This is a genomic window from Massilia aquatica (assembly GCF_011682045.1).
GTDB classification, from domain to species: Bacteria; Pseudomonadota; Gammaproteobacteria; order Burkholderiales; family Burkholderiaceae_D; genus Telluria_A; species Telluria_A aquatica.
This window is the reverse complement of record NZ_VVIW01000007.1, coordinates 84,439-101,427: the sequence shown is the minus strand read 5'-3', so window position 1 is coordinate 101,427 and position 16,989 is coordinate 84,439. Positions and strand designations below refer to the sequence as shown.

Below are 16,989 nucleotides of genomic sequence, written 5' to 3'. Positions count from 1 at the left end.
TGCAGACGCTCGCGCGCTTGTTAGGTCAACGGCAACTGGCGCGCCAGCCCGTCCAGGGCGCGCTCGAACTGGTCGGGGTGGCCTTCGTTCTCGAAGATGGACGCCATGGTTTGCACCAGTTCGTCGATGTCGTCGAGCGGCGCCAGTGCGCGCGCCGGGTCCAGCGGCGACGGCCGCACGCGCGGCGCATGGGGCGTCACCAGCGGCGGCGCCTCGGGCGCTGCTGCGCCCACGCCGACCAGCGCGGCGAGCGCATCGCGATTCGAGGCCGACACCAGCTGCAGGACCGCTTCGAGATCGCTGCGGGTATCCAGGTCGAAGCCCCAGGCAGCCAGGCGCCCGATGACCTTCTTGTGCACCTCGGGGGCCTCGTGCGCCAGCGCCAGCTGCACCAGCGCCGACGCGGCGTGGGCGCTGGCAGGATGCTGCCGGACCACCTGGTCGGCCAGCTTGAGCGCCCTGTCGATCTGGCTCTTGACGGGTGCCGACATCACCGGCGCCAGCGCCCCCAGCACCTGGCCGGCGTCGACGTGGCCACTCTTGAACAGCGCTGCCAGCGCACCCATGGCCATGGTGACGGTCGGCGCGATGCGGCTCTGGCACAGGCCCAGATAGCGCGTGGCGAACGGCGCCATCTCGGCAGGCGTGGGGGCCAGCGTCTCGTGAAAGCGCGAGAACCAGCCGGCCCGCGCCTGCGGCCAGTCCTGTTCCAGCGTGCCGAGCGTGCAGCCAAGCAGCTGCACGCGTGTGAAATGACCGAGCCTGATCCACTCCAAAAAGGCGGCGCTCCAGGTGTTGCCCGATTCGCGGGCCTGGCTGTCGACCGACGCCAGATTCTTCAAGCCGGCCCCCTGGACCTCGAACACGCGCAGTACCGGCCCGGCCAGCAGCGCGGGATCGGCCTGCACCAGCTCCGGCAATGACATGCCCAACGGGGCGAAGTCGGGCGCGCCGATCAGGCCGATGATGTATTCCTCGCCATCGGGACGGTCCGAGCGGCCCTCCACGATCAGGCGCTGGGCGCGGTGGAACTGGTGCGGCGCGCTGCGCACCATCACCCCGGCCAGGCGCCGCAGCGCACCCGCTTCCAGCAGGTCGAGGCAACCGAACACCTTGTCGGTCCAGAGATAGACATCGGCATGATCCCTGGCGGTGCCGCACACGAACACGGCGGCGGCGGCGCACGCGAATTGCTCGGTCGACGCCTGCCCGCCCCACCAGCGCGGCAACTTGCGCGACTTGTCCCAATAGATGTCGCGCAGGGTTTTATCGAGCGCGCGCAGGGAGCCGCGCAGTTTGGCGCGCTGCGCGGGCGAGATTGCCCGCAGCGCAGCGGCCATGGCCTCAAAATCGCCGGCGTGGATGGCCGCTTCGACCGGATTGGCCGGGATGAAGCGTTGATCGGTGTTGATCATGATGTCCTTGATGCTTGCATGGAGTGGGCCGCTTCGGCCGCCAGCACGTGCTTGCACGGTCCGCGCTGGCCCTGGTGCTTGCCGAACCATGGGCAGGTGCATACCAGTTCGCCGCCGACCTCGCGCACGCGGTGCAGTACGGCGCTGCCCTGCACGCTCGCCTCCAGCGGCGCCTGGCGCAGCAGGCGCACCGCGCCGGCGTCGACCAGGGCGCGCGCGCCGGCCAGGCGCGGATGCATGTCCTCGGCCAGGGTCAGGTCGAACGGCAGCACGCGGTGAAAATAACTGCCTTCGGCCACGTCGTAGCCGGCCAGGCCGGATACGCCCAGCACGCGCAGGGCGTCGTCCACCTGCGGCCGTTCCAGCGCCAGCTCGCGCGCCAGCACGGCGCTGTCCAAGTGCGGCTGCCATTGCAGTTGCGCGCGCACTTGCGCCAGCGCGGCATTGTCGCCGGAGCGCATCAGCGCGCGCAGGGCCTGGCCTTCGCCGGAGAAGCCGCGCCAGGTTTCGGCGCTGAGCGCGAGCGTCAGGCGCATGCTGCCGAAGTCGAGCACCCAGGCGCTGGCCTGCTGCGCGTCGTCGGCATACACCGTCAGCGACAGCGCCTTCGGCAGCAAGGGTTCAAGCACGCGCAGGCGGCTGGTATCGGCCACGCGCACGCCAAGCGATTCGGCGCGGGTGGTGGTGCGCAGGCCGCCAGGGCCACCCACCACCCACAGCGGCGTCCTGCTGGTCGACGCTTTTGGCAGCGAGCGGAAAAAGCGCAGCGCTTCGATGCCGCGCGCTTCGAGCTTTTTGTGCATCGAGGCCTGGTAGGACTGCACTTCGAGCATGCCGCGCAGCCAGCGCAGCGGCAGCGTGACCTTTTTCTCGACGATGTCGGCGCTGCCCGAGCGCAGGCGCAGCGCGTCCTGGCCGATCGCAAGAATCAGGCCATCGGCGTCGCGCACGCAAGCCAGCGCAGCGCGCATGGGGGCGTTGAAGTCGACGTTGGTGGTGCCTTTTCCAACCACGTCGCCGTCATAGGCGCCAGGCAGCATGTCTACCCGGATGTAGGCGCTGCAGCAGGACGAAAAGCCTTCAAAGCGCAGCCGCCCGCCGCCGGAGGTGACGACCGGGTCGGCCAGCGCGAGGGCGCGCGCCAGCGTGTTCGATGGCGTGAAAAAGCGCGACCCGACGATGACGTGGACGGCGGAAAGCAGTTCGGCCGCCAGGCGCGGCGCGACCAGGCGGCCTTCGAAGAAGTGCGGGTGTGCGCCTTGCGGATCGGACGTGGCCAGTTGCAGGCGCGGCTGGGCGCCCGCGTCGAGCGACGACGGCGCCAGGTAATGGTAGGCGTGTTGATGGGCCGTCATTGCACAGGCTGGATACGGCCGTCACAGACCAGCCACGGCTTTTTGGTCAAGGTGTGGCCGGGTATTTCACGCCAGTTCTTGCCGCCGGCGAGACTGACCCACACGCTGGAGTAAGTGGCATAACTCATGCTGCCGTCGGCGGCGATATGCAAGGGCGCTTTCGGCGTACTCAAGAGCGGCGTGGGGATATCGAACAGCGTTTCCGTTTTATCGCCGCTCACGCGGTACAAGGTAGTGATCTCTGTGCTGGTGGCGGGAACGCGATGCCCGCCGAGCACGTACAGTGTGCGATCCTGACCGCCCACCAGCCGTTCGTACTTAGGCGCCATGCCTGGCGGATAGCTCGGACGACTGCTTGTCCACGTTGCGCCAGCATCATCGCTGCGAATGAGATGAGATTCTTCCGCAAACCCGCCGGTGGCGTAGAGAAGGCCGGCGCCGTCGGCGTGCATCGCAGAGGCCACGCTTTTGCCCAAGTACTGCGGTGGGATCGTGGCGGTCCAGCTGGCGCCATTGTTCGTGCTATGAAACATGCGGCTGCTGCCGCGCACCCAGACATTGCTCCCGTCGACCCGAACTTCCCGGCAAGTTGAACTGTCATGTGCGTCCTGCTCCAGCAGGGCGGTTTTGCTCCAGCTTCCCGTGGAGGGGGTGTATCTCTCCACCTGCGCCCGGCGCTCATCGCATGCGTACACCGTGCCGGCCGGGCCGGCGGCAAACGCACCACGCGCGTCACCGATCCGGCTCCAGGTGAGACCGAAATCGATGGAGCGGTACAGCCCAGCGTCCGGGGAGTTGCGCGGCCTGTCCCTATTGCTGAATGCGGTCACAAGGGCCGGACCGGCCTCGACCGGAGGGGAACCGTCGACCGGGCCCTCGACCATGCTCCAGGTCTTGCCGTGGTCGCTGCTCAGGAGCAAGCCGAACGTCGTATATAGCAAGATCTTTCCTTCGCTGCTGGTGCGCGCCCAGTAAATGCGCTCCCCGTAGCAGGCAGTCGCCTGCACGTTGCCGGCCAACATGCAGGCCAATAAGCCGTAAGCGGCGATGGGTCGTCGAAAGGGGTACACGTTGCTGATCCTTCAGGTGAAATTGCAATAGCCAGCATATTGGATGGCGCGTGGGTAAGCAATCATAGCCAAGCGGGGAAGGCACATCGAGCTAGCTTCCCGGTACCCGGCCGTTATACGCCAGCCACGGCGTCGTGTACCACTTCCCGGCCGAAGGCTGGCGGGCGCCGGTCTTTGCTGATAAACGTCCATGTCAGTCCGAAATCGCTGCTGCGATAGGATGCGGAGTCGGTCTCCGCAAGAAAGCCGTCGCCTGCGGTGGCAGGCCCAACAAAGGCGATGCACGCAAGCGCGACGAAGGCTGGATTTTACACGGCCCGGCTGGCGCCGGCGGCAAGACCGCACCGGCGTGGTGCAAGCCGGTGCCACGCAGGCGCCTACTGCTGCGGGTTGACGCGCTCGATCTTCGAGTGCAGCTTGTTCAGGCCCGATAAATAAGCCTTGGCCGAGGCGACGATGATGTCCGGGTCCGAACCGACGCCGTTGACAATCCTCCCCGAGCGCGACAGGCGCATCGTGACCTCGCCCTGTGACTGGGTGCCGTTGCTGATCGCGTTGATCGAAAACAGCACCAGTTCGGCGCCGCTGGCCGCTTCTTTTTCGATGGCGTTGACGGTGGCGTCGACCGGGCCATCGCCGTCGCCTTCGCAGGTAAATTCCTTGCCGTCGATCGCGAACACCACCTTGGCGCTCGGGATTTCGCCGGTTTCGGAGCGCTGCGCGAGCGACACGAAGCGGTAATGCTCGCCTTCCTGCGCGTGCTCTTCATCGGACACCAGGGCCATGATGTCTTCATCAAAAATCTCGGACTTGCGATCGGCCAGCTCCTTGAAGCGGGCGAAGGCGGCGTTCACTTCGGCCTCGGATTCGAGCACGATGCCCAGTTCGCGCAAGCGTTCCTTGAAGGCGTTGCGGCCCGACAGTTTGCCCAGCACGATCTTGTTGGCGGCCCAGCCCACGTCTTCGGCGCGCATGATCTCGTAGGTTTCGCGCGCCTTCAGGATGCCGTCCTGGTGGATGCCCGACGCGTGCGCAAAGGCGTTCGCGCCCACCACCGCCTTGTTCGGCTGCACCGCAAAGCCGGTAATCTGCGAGACCATTTTGGAGGCGGCCACGATCTGCGTGGTGTCGATGCCCAGTTCGAGCCCGAAGTGGTCGCTGCGGGTGCGCAGCGCCATCACCACTTCTTCCAGCGCGGTGTTGCCGGCGCGTTCACCCAGGCCGTTGATGGTGCATTCGATCTGGCGCGCGCCGCCGATCATCACGCCGGCCAGCGAATTGGCGACCGCCAGCCCAAGGTCGTTGTGGCAGTGAACCGACCAGACGGCCTTGTCGGAATTGGGAATGCGCTCGCGCAGGCGCAAGATGGTGGCCCCAAACACCTCGGGCACGGCGTAGCCGACCGTGTCGGGAAAATTGATGGTGGTGGCGCCTTCGGCGATCACCGCTTCAAGCACGCGGCACAAGAAGTCTTCGTCGGAGCGGCTGCCGTCTTCGGGCGAAAATTCGATGTCGTCGGTGTACTGGCGCGCGCAACGGATCGCAATCTTCGCCTGTTCGAGCACCTGTTCCGGCTCCATGCGCAGCTTCATCTGCATGTGCAGGGGCGAGGTGGCAATAAAGGTGTGGATGCGTTTGCGTTCGGCCGGGGCCAGCGCTTCGGCGGCGCGCGCGATGTCGCGGTCGTTGGCGCGCGAGAGTGAGCAGATGGTCGATTCGCGCACCGCGCTGGCGATGGCGCGGATGGCTTCGAAGTCGCCCGGCGACGCGGCCGCGAAGCCGGCTTCGATGACGTCGACGCGCATGCGCTCCAACTGGCGCGCGATGCGCACCTTTTCATCCTTGGTCATCGAGGCGCCGGGCGATTGCTCGCCGTCGCGCAGGGTGGTGTCAAAAATGATCAGGCGATTCGAATTCGTCATGGCGGCTCCATTGGGCTAGGTAGAAAAGGCGAGCTTGCGCCGGCCGCCATCGCATCGGTCGATGGTCAGCGGCGTTCGCTCGGGTCCAGAGCTTCGTCGTCGGTTTGCACAATGCTCACCGGCTTGCCCTTGGCAAGGCGCCATGCGTACACCGCGTAGCCGGACAAACCATACAGTACAAACAGCGGCATCAGCACTTTGGGCGGGTCGAGCGAGACCAGCGCCAGCGCCAGCGCGATCAGGAACACGACGATGAACGGCACCGACTTGCGGAAATTGACGTCCTTGAAGCTGTAGAACGGGACATTGGTGACCATGGTCAGGCCGGCGAACAGGGCGATGCCCCACGAGATCCACGGCAGCTGGACGCCGGAATAACCCAGATCGGTCATCATCAGCACGAAACCGGCCACCATGGCGGCGGCGGCCGGGCTGGGCAAGCCCTGGAAGAAGCGCTTGTCGACCACTTCGATATTGGTGTTGAAGCGCGCCAGGCGCAAGGCGGCGCCGGCGCAGTAGACAAAGGCGGCCAGCCAGCCGAATTTGCCGAGGCCGCGCAGCGACCATTCATAGATCACCAACGCCGGCGCGGCGCCGAAGGAGACCATGTCGGCCAGGCTGTCGTACTGGGCGCCGAATTCGGATTGGGTGTTGGTCAGGCGGGCGATGCGCCCGTCCAGGCCATCTAAGATCATGGCGATGAAAATGGCCCAGCCAGCATGCTCGAAGCGCTGGTTCATGGCCATGACGATGGCGTAAAAGCCGCAGAACAGCGCGGCGGTGGTGAAGGCATTCGGTAACAGGTAGATTCCACGGCGCCGCATCGGGTTGCCGTCGGCATCGACCCGGCGGCCAATCTTGCTGAAGCGGGACAGTTTGCCGCCCTTGGCTTTCGGGATGGAGGGCTTTCTGCGGCGTGGGAAGGTCGGCATAGATTTCCGTTTCAAGTAACAGGATCGCTGGGTCTGGCCGCGCCCGAAAGTGGGCGCGGCTGGTTTCACACTTATTATAGTGGGAGCACCGTGAACTTAGCGATCAGATACTTTTACTTGAATTTCACCTTTCCTACAAGACGCATCTGCAGCGTGGTTTCGCCCGGCTCGAAGCTTGGTTCGGCCACTTCGGCGGTTTCAGCCTTGGCGGCTCGCATGAATTGCGGTGCAGCATCTTGCTGGCCGGCATAGTTGCCCGAGCCTTCATAGTCGAGCGTATCGATCACCGCTTCGCTCATCTTGCGGCCCATGGCACTGGCGATCGCGGCGACGCGCTCGTTCAGGTTCTTGTAGGTGGCGATCAGGCGCTGGTCGTCGAGCTTGCGGGTGGTTTCCGGCGACAGCCCGAAATTGAGGCCGTTCAGGGCCAGCACTTTTTGCACGGCGGCGGTCATCTTCGGCAGGTTGGCCAGGTTGGTGGTTTTTACTTCCAGATACTGGCCCACGCGCCAGCCGGTCGGCACGAGCGGGCGCGGCTGTGGTTGGCCGTCCGGGCGCGGCGCCACTTCAGGATAGACCGGATAGGTGTAGTAGCCGACCGTTTTCAGGATCGCTTTCGGATCTTCGCGGCGCACGATCTCGGTGCCCTGCTTCATTTTTGTATTGACGCGCGAAGCGGCGGCGGCCTTGTCCTTGTCGGTTTCTTCGATAAAGAAGGTGGCGACGACCTGGTCGTTCGGATGGGTGACTTCACCGTAGGCGGGAACGATCACCAGCGCGCCGGCGGTCGCCAGCGTGTTCTGGGCGAATGCGGGCATGGCAAAAGCCACGGCGGCGATGAGTGCAATTTTTTTGAGTGACATGATTTTCTCCAGGTAAATGGCAAACATGAGGAGGTATCGCTACCTCATCAGCTTGGTTAACCCGGACGATACCCGGAATCGGACGAACCACGTACCGTTGTAATCAAAATTTGCAAATTTGGGATGATTGCTTACATCTGGACAATGCCATTAGCCTCGAAACCGTCGTTCCCGCGTAGGCGGGAATCCATAGCACATTGGCCCAGCGAAAGTGCTATGGATTCCCGCCTACGCGGGAATGACGAGTTGGCGGGTAACGGTGACAGTAGCGGCTATCGTTACGACAACAATTAGTTCTTCGACTGATCAACCAGCTTGTTCTTGGCGATCCACGGCATCATCGCGCGCAGCTTGGCGCCGACTTCTTCGATCGGATGCTCGGCCGTCAGGCGGCGGCGCGAAATCAGGGTCGGGGCGCCGGCCTTGTTTTCCAGGATGAAGCTTTTTGCGTATTCACCGGTCTGGATGTCTTTCAGGCACTGGCGCATCGCCTCCTTGGTGGCCGAGGTCACGACCTTCGGACCGGTCACATACTCGCCGTACTCGGCATTGTTCGAGATCGAGTAGTTCATGTTGGCGATGCCGCCTTCGTAGATCAGGTCGACGATCAGCTTCAGTTCGTGCAGGCACTCGAAGTACGCCATTTCGGGCGCGTAGCCCGCTTCGGTCAGGGTTTCGAAGCCGGCCTTGATCAGCTCGACCGCGCCGCCGCACAGGACTGCCTGCTCGCCGAACAGATCGGTTTCGGTTTCTTCACGGAAGTTGGTTTCGATGATGCCGGCGCGGCCGCCGCCGTTGGCCATGGCGTACGACATGGCAATATCGCGCGCCGAACCGGACTTGTCCTGGTAGACGGCGATCAGGTGCGGCACGCCGCCACCGGCTGCGTAGGTACCGCGCACGGTGTGGCCTGGCGCTTTTGGCGCGATCATGATCACGTCGAGGTCGGCGCGTGGCACGACCTGGCCATAGTGCACGTTGAAGCCGTGCGCGAAGGCCAGTACCGCGCCCTGCTTGGCGTGCGGAGCAACATTCTCGGTGTAAACCTGGGCGATGTTTTCGTCAGGCAGCAGGATCATGATGATGTCGGCGGCTTTGATCGCGTCGTTGACTTCGGCAACTTTCAGGCCGGCCTGCTCGACCTTGGTCCAGGAAGCGCCGCCCTTGCGCAGGCCGACGGTGACGTTGACGCCCGAATCGTTCAGGTTCTGTGCGTGCGCGTGGCCTTGCGAACCGTAGCCGATGATGGCAACGTTCTTGCCTTTAACGAGGGAGAGGTCGCAATCTTTGTCGTAAAAAACGTTCATGATAATTTTCCTATAATTTTTGGTGTGGGACGTGCCCGGGACGTGCCCGCAGGTACGGATTAAACTTTGAGGATGCGTTCGCCGCGGCCGATACCCGATCCACCGGTACGCACCGTTTCGAGGATGGAGGCGCGGTCGATGGAATCGATGAACGCGTCGAGCTTGCCCTTGTTGCCGGTCAGCTCGATCGTGTACGTCTTTTCCGTGACGTCGATGATGCGGCCGCGGAAGATGTCGGCAGTGCGTTTCATCTCTTCGCGTTCCTTGCCGACCGCGCGCACCTTGATCAGCATGAGCTCGCGCTCGATGTGCGCGCCTTCGGTCAGGTCGACCACCTTGACCACCTCGATCAGGCGGTTCAGGTGCTTGGTGATCTGTTCGATCACATCGTCCGAGCCGCTGGTGACGATGGTCATGCGCGACAGGGTGGCGTCTTCAGTCGGGGCGACGGTCAGGGTTTCAATGTTGTAGCCGCGCGCCGAGAACAGGCCGACCACGCGCGAGAGCGCACCGGCTTCGTTTTCGAGCAGGACAGAAATAATATGGCGCATTACAGATCCTCCGATCCGAGCAGCATTTCGGACAAGCCCTTGCCGGCCTTGACCATCGGCCAGACGTTTTCGGACTGGTCAGTGATGAAGTTCATGAACACAAGGCGGTCTTTCATGCCAAAGGCTTCTTTCAGCGCGCCGTCGACGTCGCCCGGTTTCTCGATCTTCATGCCGACGTGGCCGAACGACTCGGCCAGCATCGAAAAGTCCGGCAGCGAATCCATGTACGACTCGGAATAGCGCGAACCGTAGTCGATCTGTTGCCACTGGCGCACCATGCCGAGGAAGCGGTTGTTGAGCAAAATGATTTTCGGCGTCAGGTGATATTGCTTGCAGGTAGCCAGTTCCTGGATGCACATCTGGATCGAGCCTTCGCCGGTGATGCAGGCCACGGTGGCGTCCGGATTGGCCATCTGCACGCCCATGGCGTACGGCAAGCCCACGCCCATGGTGCCCAGTCCGCCGGAATTGATCCAGCGGCGCGGCTTGTCGAACGGGTAGTACTGGGCCGCCCACATCTGGTGCTGGCCGACGTCGGAGGTAATGAAAGCGTCGCCCTTGGTGATTTCCCACACCTTTTGCACGACCGACTGCGGCTTGATGACCAGGTCGGAATCGGCGTATTTCAGGCACTCGCGCCCGCGCCATTCGCCGATCTGCTTCCACCAGTCCTTGAGCGGCGCGGCGTTGACCTTGGCGTCGGCGGCGTCGAGCTGCGCCAGGAATTCGATCAGCACGTCCTTGACGTTGCCGACGATGGGAATATCGACCTTGACGCGCTTGGAAATCGACGATGGATCGATGTCCACGTGGATAATCTTGCGCGGGTTCGAGGCGAAGTGTTTCGGGTTGCCGATCACGCGGTCGTCGAAGCGCGCGCCGATGGCGATCAGGACGTCGCAGTGCTGCATCGCCATGTTCGCTTCATACGTGCCGTGCATGCCGGGCATGCCCAGGAAGTTGTCGCTCGAGGCGCGGTAGGCGCCCAGGCCCATCAGGGTATTGGTGACCGGAAAACCAAGCTTGTCAACCAGCCGGTTCAGCTCGGGCGAGGCATTGGCCAGGATCACGCCGCCGCCGGTATAGATCATCGGCCGTTCGGCTTGCAGCAGCAGTTGCACGGCCTTGCGGATCTGGCCCGAATGGCCCTTGTCGATCGGCTTGTACGAGCGCATTTCGATATCCTTCGGATAGTCGTAGGCGCACTTGTGCATGCTGATGTCTTTAGGGATATCGACCAGGACCGGACCGGGACGGCCGGTGCGCGCAATGAAGAACGCTTTCTTGATCGTGGCGGCCAGGTCTTTCACATCTTTGACGAGGAAGTTGTGCTTGACGCAGGGCCGCGTGATGCCGACCGTGTCGCATTCCTGGAAGGCATCCTGGCCAATCGCGGTGCTGGGCACCTGGCCGGAAATGACGACCATCGGAATCGAATCCATGTACGCCGTGGCGAGACCCGTGACGGCATTGGTGACACCGGGACCGGAAGTGACCAGGGCCACGCCGACGGTGTTCGAGCTGCGCGAGTAGGCATCTGCCGCATGCACGGCGGCCTGTTCGTGGCGTACCAGGACGTGCTGGAATTTGTCTTGCTTGAAGATGGCGTCGTAGATATACAGTACGGCGCCGCCTGGATAACCGAAAACGTGTTTAACGCCTTCTTCCGCCAGACAACGGACAAGTATTTCGGACCCCGTGATGGTGGCCGATGCTTCGTTGTTCATGATACATTCCTTTCAAGACCCATTGGGAGGTGATCGGATGCTCTTTCCTAACGAAATTCGCGTGGCGCGACAGTGCTCAGGCTTCCCTTCTTTCTGCGGTCACGGCGATCTTTCACGTACCCATAGATACGTTACGAACCGGCGCTAAACGCAACTCGTTTGGCGTGAGTTTCTGTAGCGATTACTGCGAACCTCTCGCGCTTGTGGCGCGGGTTAGAGCAAACTGCCTACATATGAAAGCGCGTCACGTCGATGTTGGCCTTGTGTGGCGTTTTCGACTTGACCATACAGCTTCGGGGTTGCAAAGCGTCATATACCTTACTGCGTCGCACCATTGCGGTCAAGTTAAATCAGGCGGGGCCGGCTGCTTTCGTGGCGTTTTGCGGCCCGATCGCAGCAAATACCAAGCAAAAACGCCCATTCTTTGCTAGCATGCGTCAGTTTTCTCGAATGCCCCCAGGCTATGTACCAGGGGTGCTCCCTACCCCACTCCGGTTCGCATGGCCACAGACAAAGAGTTATCCGATTTTCTTGAGAATGTCGAGCGGCGCGCTTTCAAGCAAGCCGTGTACGCCGTGCGCAAGGATGAAGCTGCGCTCGATATCGTGCAGGACGCGATGATCAAGCTCGCCGAAAAATACGGAGACAAGCCGGCCGCCGAATTGCCGATGCTGTTCCAGCGCATCCTGCAAAACACCATCCTCGATTACTTCCGCCGCGAAAAGGTACGGAATACCTGGGTCAGCCTCTTCTCGGGCATGGGTAAACGCGAGGGAGAAGACGAAGAATTTGATATACTTGAATCCTTAGAGGCGGAACAAGGTTCGGCCTCGGCGGAGTCGAGCGCGGACCAGGTCGAGCGCCAGCAGACCTTGAGCCTGATCGACGCCGAAGTACAAAAACTGCCGGCGCGTCAACGGGAAGCCTTCCTCATGCGTTACTGGCAGGACATGGACGTGGCTGAAACAGCCGAAGCGATGGGATGTTCCGAGGGAAGTGTCAAAACGCACTGCTCGCGAGCAACTCATACCCTCGCCGAATCGCTGAAAGCCAAGGGAATAAAATTATGAACACCGACGATCTGAACTTTGCGTACAAGGTACGCCACGCCCTGAACGACCATCTCGACGGGCTCCCTGCTGCGACGACCGAGCGCTTGTCGGCCGCGCGCAAGGCCGCCATGGCACGCAAGAAGCCGCACGTCCCGGTGCAGGCTGCGCAAACCCAGCTGGCCGGCAATATCGGCGCCCTGTTCTCGTTTTCCTCGCTCGGCCGCATGAGCGTGGCCATTCCGCTCATGGCGCTGGTGGCCGGGCTTGCCGGCATCTATCAATACGAAGAACAGCAGCGCCTCGAAGAAATCGCCGAGCTCGACGCGGCTGTGCTGTCCGACGAGTTGCCGCTGACGGCCTACCTGGACCAGGGTTTTAACGCCTACCTCGCCCAGCGCGCGCAATAAGGATGACACGCGCAGCTTCGTCCCGGCATTTCCTGGCGCTTGCGCTTGCATTGTTGACAACAAGCGGCATCGCCGCAGCCCAGGGTGCCGCACCGGCGCCCGGCGGCGCCCCCCTGCCCGCGCCTGCCGCCGTCCCTGGCCAGCCGGCAACAAAGGTGATCGCACCGGTCTCCAAGCCATCGCCAGCTGTCGCCGCCGCACAAGCAGCGGTTGCCGGCAAGCCGATGTGGAAAGACCTGTCGCCGCCGCAGCAAATTGCGCTCAACCCGCTCAAGGGCGAATGGGACCGCATGGAATCGGTGCGCAAGCAAAAATGGCTCGATATCGCCAACCGTTATGCGTCCATGAAGCCCGATGAGCAAGTACGCATGCAGGAACGCATGCGCGCCTGGACCCGGCTCACGCCCGAGGAACGGCGCGTGGCCCGAGAGAACTACACGCTGAGCAAGAAGATCGACAAGAGCCAGAAATCGGCCGAATGGGAGAAATACCAGCAGTTGCCCGAAGAACAAAAGAAAAAGCTGGCGCTGGACGCTGCCGCCGTCAAAAAACAGGTGACCAACCTGCCGCCGGCCACCCAGACCAAGCCGCTCGCGCCAAGCAAGCCGCCGCCGGCCGGCTGCCCGCCGGGCACGATCCGCAACGCCCCGGCTGCCGTGCCGCGCTGCATCGTCAGCCCGTCGGCAGGCGCACCGCTGGCTGTGCCGGCGACGCCACCGGCTGTTACCGCTCCACCTACCACGGCGCCGGCCGCTCCTGCGCCGGCCATCCCCCTTTCCAATGCAAAATAGTAAGTCCCCGGTTGCCACACCCACCCTGAAACGCCGTCTGATCTGCCTGGTGTACGAGCTGTTCCTGCTGACCGCCGTGGTCATGTTCGGCCTGCTCATTTTCCTGTTGATTACCCAGAAAATGAGCCAGGGCGTGATTGAGCATGGCCGCACGGTGGTGCTGTTCCTGGTGCCGGGCATCTATTTCATTTATTCCTGGACCGGCAGCGGCCATACGCTGGCCATGAAAACGTGGCGCATCAAGCTGGTCAAGGTCGGCTATGCGAGCGTGCCGCTCAAGGCCGCCACCGTGCGCTACCTCTTGGGCTGGGGCTGGGTACTGCCGGCCCTGGTGATCTGCTGGCGCTTTCACCTGACCAGCAAGACCCAGGTGGCGAGCGCGCTGGCGATCAATATCGTGGCGTGGGGCATGACCGTGTTTCTCGACAAGGACCGCCAGTTCCTGCACGACAGGCTGGCCGGCACCCGCCTCATTTCGCTGCCCAAGCCGGTCAAGGCCGACAAGGCAGCCAGGCCGGCCCAGGCTTGATCACGGGGGCAACATGAGCGACGCCTTGTGTCCCCTGTGCGGCCGGCCCCTCGGCACGCGCAATGTCGACCGCCATCACCTGATCCCCAAGACTTACAAGGGGCGCGAGCAGTTCGATATTCATAAGATCTGCCACCAGAAAATCCATTCGACTTTCACCGAGCATGAATTGTTCAAGTCCTTCCATACCTGGGAGGCCTTGCAGCAGCATGAGGATATCCGCGCGTTTATCGCCTGGGTGAGCAAGAAAGACCCGTCCTATTTCTCGCGCAATGTGCGCTCGAATAACAAGAACAAGCGATAACACCGGCTGTATTGATTAAGATTTGATAATCGGTTATATTTTGCTTGAGAAGGCTCAGGTTGGGCTTCCTTCTACCCTGATTCAGTCTGACCGATTCCCTTCTCACCTTTCAAAAACGGATCAAGGCCTGCGCCTGTATCCGTTTTTTTGTTATGGGACCCACCATGTCTGTCGATTTTAAAGAAACCCGGGCGCTGCTGCTGCGCCGCCAGGCCAGCGTATTCGTCGAGCCGGGCGCCGGCCAGCAGCCCGACGATTGCATGCAGCTGTTCGATATCGACCTGGCCAAGCTCGGCTACGCGCTGACGCAGCGCCTGCGCGCGCACCTGCAGACCTTGGACTTGCCCACGCTCAATGCTACGCGCGAGCTTGTCTGGCGCACCCTGGCAGCCCAGCTCGGCGGTAATGTCCAGCACACGCCGCTGTTCCGGCGCTTCCCCGAGAGGGTGCCGCACAACACCGCAGCGTTGTGGATGGACCGGGTCCTGACCCACTTCATGCAAGCACCCGACCAGCCCTGCCTGCATTGCGGCCAGCAAGGCACCACGCATGTGCTCAAGCCGTGCCAGCACGTGGTCTGCGACGCCTGCTTCGACGGCAGCAATTACAGCGCTTGCCCGATCTGCCACCGCCACGCCGACCGCGATTCGCCGTTTTTCCTGCCCAACCCTGCGCTGCCGCAGGGTGAAGTGCCGGCGCCGCTCAAGCTGATCGACCTTGGCGCCAATATGGACGACGCGGCCCAGGCACTGGTGGGCGCGCTGTGCGCGCGCAAGCAGGCCATGTCGCCGGTCGACACCGACGACTTCAAGGCGCTGGCCGCCGAACACGGCCTGCGCCTGCTGGCCTGGGTGCCCGAACAGATTCCGGTACGCGAAAATATCGCCCTGCTGTTCGGCACCCTGCTCAAGCACTGCGAGCCGGCCGCCGTGCTGGACGCCGCCGCTGCGCACATCGGCACCGCCACCGACGTGATCCGCCTGGTGGCCGTGTATTCCGGCGCCGACCCGTCGCTGCAAGGGCAACTGATATACCGCCAGGTGCCGATTGAAAAAATACGCGGCATGGCGCGCTTCAAGACCTTGTTCACGCCAGGGTCGTACTGGAACAGGCGCGAGCATTTTCCGCTGCCGATGACCATCAAGCGCTTCAAGATGGCCAAACTGAGTCGTCCGCTGCGGCGCGCGCTGCTCGCCCTGCTCGAGCGCTTTCACCCCGATTCGCTGACCGAAGACATGCTGCGCCACCGCGCGTACTGGGTCTGGCTGGGCGAATTCCTGCACCCGCACGAATATCACCAGCGCTATCCGAAGGTGGCGTTTGCGTTCAGCGTGGTGCGCAAGAAGGGCCCGGACGGCACGCGTGGTCCGCAGTTCGAGACCTTTTACGCCGGCCTGGAAAAAGCCATCATGCGCAAGGACGCCGCCGCCATGGCGGCCCTGCTGCGCAAACGGCCGGGCGAACTGGCGCGCCGCTTCGATCACGCCCTGAGCGTGGCCGGCGACGACAGCAGCGCCAGCAGCGCCGTGCTGGACGCCTTTGCGCACTGCGTGGCGCAGTTTGCAACGCCCGTCCTGCTCACCTTGCGCGCCCTGCTGCCGACGCGCCTGCACCCAGCGGGGCGGCGCATCTACTGGCCCAAGGGGAGCGTGGCGACCGGGTACATGGTGCGCGAGCGCCGGGCAGCGCTGCCGCAACAGGCGGTCGGCGACGCAGTGGCCCTGATCGAACGCGAGCTGCTGGCGCGCTTTTCAGGCAAGCCGCAGGTGGGCGACTTCTTGATCGACAGCGCCCTGGGCGACATCATCGTGCCATTTAACGAACGCACCGCAAGCCGCTCGGCCATTCAGCTGCCGCGCGGCTCGGTAGTCGCCGTGCCGCCAGCGAAAAAGGTGCGCCTGTTCCTGCACTGGTGCGAACCGAAAAACGGCGAGACGACCGACCTGGATCTGTCGGTCGCGTTCTACGACGACCAGTGGCGCTACGTGGGCGTGTGTTCCTACTACCAGCTCACCTGCACCGGGCGCGATGGCAGCGTGATTGCCACCAGCGCCGGCGACCTGACCGATGCGCCCTACCCCGACGGCGCCAGCGAATTTGTCGACATCGATGGCGACCTGGCGCGCCGGAACGGCGTGCGCTACGCGGTGGCGGTGTTGAACAATTATTCAGGCATGGCCTTCGAAAACCTGGAACGCGCTTTCGCCGGCCTGATGCTGCGCGACGACGCCGAAGGCGAGCACTTCGACCCGCGCACGGTCGCGCTGCGCTTCGACCTGGCCGGGGCCAACGGCGTGTTCCTGCCGATGGTGTTCGACCTGGGCGAGAACCAGCTGCACTGGCTCGACCTGTACACGTCGGGCGAATTCGAGTTCAATAGCGTGGCCACGTCGAGCGAAGCCGTCAAAGCGGTATGCCCGGCGATGATCGCCTATTTCGGCAGCGGCATCCGCATGTCGATGTACCACCTGGCGCTGCTGCATGCTGCGGCGCGGGCGCAGCGGGTGGTCTTGCGGGACGAGGATGGAAGCCTGCGCGCGCTGGCGCGCCATACCGGGGAAGACAACGCCAGCTTCCTCACGCGCCTGCGCAGATTCGGGCCGGACGATGTCGATACGGCGCCGGTGCTGGGCGAGGCGCCGCTGTTCGCCGCGCTGCTCGACGCCGACATTGCGCTGCCGGAGAACAGCATCGTGTATGCGCTCAGGCCGGGTGTGACGGCGGCCAACATCGCCGCCAGCGACCTGATTTCCTAGCGCCTGGG

Annotated in this window: 15 protein-coding genes; 6 read left to right on the top strand and 9 right to left on the bottom strand. The window is 63.3% G+C overall.

Annotated features, from left to right (window positions below; genetic code table 11):
• Positions 1-20: 20 nt before the first annotated feature.
• The 9 genes from F1609_RS14420 to F1609_RS14380 form a co-directional block, all read right to left on the bottom strand.
• Complete coding sequence (locus F1609_RS14420; RefSeq protein ID WP_167077110.1) at positions 21-1,415, bottom strand: DUF6493 family protein; 1,395 nt, start codon at positions 1,413-1,415, stop codon at positions 21-23.
• Complete coding sequence (locus F1609_RS14415) at positions 1,412-2,770, bottom strand: SWIM zinc finger family protein (RefSeq protein WP_167077109.1); 1,359 nt, start codon at positions 2,768-2,770, stop codon at positions 1,412-1,414. The genes F1609_RS14420 and F1609_RS14415 overlap by 4 nt, the downstream gene beginning before the upstream one ends.
• A complete protein-coding gene (locus F1609_RS14410; RefSeq protein ID WP_167077108.1) occupies positions 2,767-3,840 on the bottom strand; it encodes a sialidase family protein in 1,074 nt (357 codons plus the stop codon). Before F1609_RS14410 ends, F1609_RS14415 begins: the two co-directional genes overlap by 4 nt.
• 377 nt (positions 3,841-4,217) lie before the next feature.
• On the bottom strand, positions 4,218-5,762 hold the full coding sequence (locus F1609_RS14405; RefSeq protein WP_167077107.1) for a 2-isopropylmalate synthase: 1,545 nt from the start codon (positions 5,760-5,762) through the stop codon (positions 4,218-4,220).
• Positions 5,763-5,827: 65 nt separating this feature from the next.
• Entirely contained in the window at positions 5,828-6,694 is an 867-nt protein-coding gene (gene pssA, locus F1609_RS14400) for a CDP-diacylglycerol--serine O-phosphatidyltransferase (RefSeq protein WP_167077106.1), read from the bottom strand.
• A gap of 113 nt (positions 6,695-6,807) precedes the next feature.
• On the bottom strand, positions 6,808-7,557 hold the full coding sequence (locus tag F1609_RS14395) for an SIMPL domain-containing protein (protein ID WP_187363028.1): 750 nt from the start codon (positions 7,555-7,557) through the stop codon (positions 6,808-6,810).
• A 290-nt stretch (positions 7,558-7,847) separates the two neighbouring features.
• On the bottom strand, positions 7,848-8,864 hold the full coding sequence (gene ilvC, locus F1609_RS14390; protein ID WP_166876601.1) for a ketol-acid reductoisomerase: 1,017 nt from the start codon (positions 8,862-8,864) through the stop codon (positions 7,848-7,850).
• A gap of 59 nt (positions 8,865-8,923) precedes the next feature.
• Positions 8,924-9,415, bottom strand: coding sequence for an acetolactate synthase small subunit (gene ilvN, locus F1609_RS14385; protein WP_054263691.1), 492 nt, complete (start codon positions 9,413-9,415; stop codon positions 8,924-8,926).
• On the bottom strand, positions 9,415-11,142 hold the full coding sequence (locus tag F1609_RS14380; RefSeq protein WP_167077105.1) for an acetolactate synthase 3 catalytic subunit: 1,728 nt from the start codon (positions 11,140-11,142) through the stop codon (positions 9,415-9,417). The genes ilvN and F1609_RS14380 overlap by 1 nt, the downstream gene beginning before the upstream one ends.
• A 500-nt stretch (positions 11,143-11,642) precedes the next feature.
• On the opposite strand from F1609_RS14380, the gene F1609_RS14375 reads away from it, so the two are divergent.
• The 6 genes from F1609_RS14375 to F1609_RS14350 all read left to right on the top strand — a co-directional run bounded on the left by F1609_RS14375 (position 11,643) and on the right by F1609_RS14350 (position 16,981).
• Positions 11,643-12,212 carry an RNA polymerase sigma factor gene (locus F1609_RS14375; RefSeq protein ID WP_099876475.1) on the top strand — a complete coding sequence of 190 codons (570 nt, stop codon included), beginning with the start codon at positions 11,643-11,645 and terminating at the stop codon, positions 12,210-12,212.
• On the top strand, positions 12,209-12,601 hold the full coding sequence (locus tag F1609_RS14370; RefSeq protein WP_167077104.1) for a DUF3619 family protein: 393 nt from the start codon (positions 12,209-12,211) through the stop codon (positions 12,599-12,601). Before F1609_RS14375 ends, F1609_RS14370 begins: the two co-directional genes overlap by 4 nt.
• Before the next feature lie 50 nt (positions 12,602-12,651).
• Positions 12,652-13,392: a DUF3106 domain-containing protein gene (locus F1609_RS14365; protein ID WP_229421887.1), complete on the top strand. Its 741-nt coding sequence runs from the start codon at positions 12,652-12,654 to the stop codon at positions 13,390-13,392.
• Positions 13,382-13,921: an RDD family protein gene (locus F1609_RS14360; RefSeq protein WP_167077102.1), complete on the top strand. Its 540-nt coding sequence runs from the start codon at positions 13,382-13,384 to the stop codon at positions 13,919-13,921. Before F1609_RS14365 ends, F1609_RS14360 begins: the two co-directional genes overlap by 11 nt.
• A gap of 13 nt (positions 13,922-13,934) precedes the next feature.
• Positions 13,935-14,225 carry a hypothetical protein gene (locus F1609_RS14355; RefSeq protein ID WP_167077101.1) on the top strand — a complete coding sequence of 97 codons (291 nt, stop codon included), beginning with the start codon at positions 13,935-13,937 and terminating at the stop codon, positions 14,223-14,225.
• Positions 14,226-14,389: 164 nt separating this feature from the next.
• Complete coding sequence (locus F1609_RS14350; RefSeq protein WP_167077100.1) at positions 14,390-16,981, top strand: MXAN_6230/SCO0854 family RING domain-containing protein; 2,592 nt, start codon at positions 14,390-14,392, stop codon at positions 16,979-16,981.
• Positions 16,982-16,989 lie beyond the last annotated feature (8 nt).

Bases quoted from the DNA above. Each gene is read 5' to 3' on its own strand.
- F1609_RS14420 (WP_167077110.1), bottom strand. From the start codon at position 1,415: ATGATCAACACCGATCAACGCTTCATCCCGGCCAATCCGGTCGAAGCG.
- F1609_RS14415 (WP_167077109.1), bottom strand. From the start codon at position 2,770: ATGACGGCCCATCAACACGCCTACCATTACCTGGCGCCGTCGTCGCTC.
- F1609_RS14405 (WP_167077107.1), bottom strand. From the start codon at position 5,762: ATGACGAATTCGAATCGCCTGATCATTTTTGACACCACCCTGCGCGAC.
- pssA (WP_167077106.1), bottom strand. From the start codon at position 6,694: ATGCCGACCTTCCCACGCCGCAGAAAGCCCTCCATCCCGAAAGCCAAG.
- F1609_RS14395 (WP_187363028.1), bottom strand. From the start codon at position 7,557: ATGTCACTCAAAAAAATTGCACTCATCGCCGCCGTGGCTTTTGCCATG.
- ilvC (WP_166876601.1), bottom strand. From the start codon at position 8,864: ATGAACGTTTTTTACGACAAAGATTGCGACCTCTCCCTCGTTAAAGGC.
- ilvN (WP_054263691.1), bottom strand. From the start codon at position 9,415: ATGCGCCATATTATTTCTGTCCTGCTCGAAAACGAAGCCGGTGCGCTC.
- F1609_RS14380 (WP_167077105.1), bottom strand. From the start codon at position 11,142: ATGAACAACGAAGCATCGGCCACCATCACGGGGTCCGAAATACTTGTC.
- F1609_RS14375 (WP_099876475.1), top strand. From the start codon at position 11,643: ATGGCCACAGACAAAGAGTTATCCGATTTTCTTGAGAATGTCGAGCGG.
- F1609_RS14370 (WP_167077104.1), top strand. From the start codon at position 12,209: ATGAACACCGACGATCTGAACTTTGCGTACAAGGTACGCCACGCCCTG.
- F1609_RS14360 (WP_167077102.1), top strand. From the start codon at position 13,382: ATGCAAAATAGTAAGTCCCCGGTTGCCACACCCACCCTGAAACGCCGT.
- F1609_RS14355 (WP_167077101.1), top strand. From the start codon at position 13,935: ATGAGCGACGCCTTGTGTCCCCTGTGCGGCCGGCCCCTCGGCACGCGC.
- F1609_RS14350 (WP_167077100.1), top strand. From the start codon at position 14,390: ATGTCTGTCGATTTTAAAGAAACCCGGGCGCTGCTGCTGCGCCGCCAG.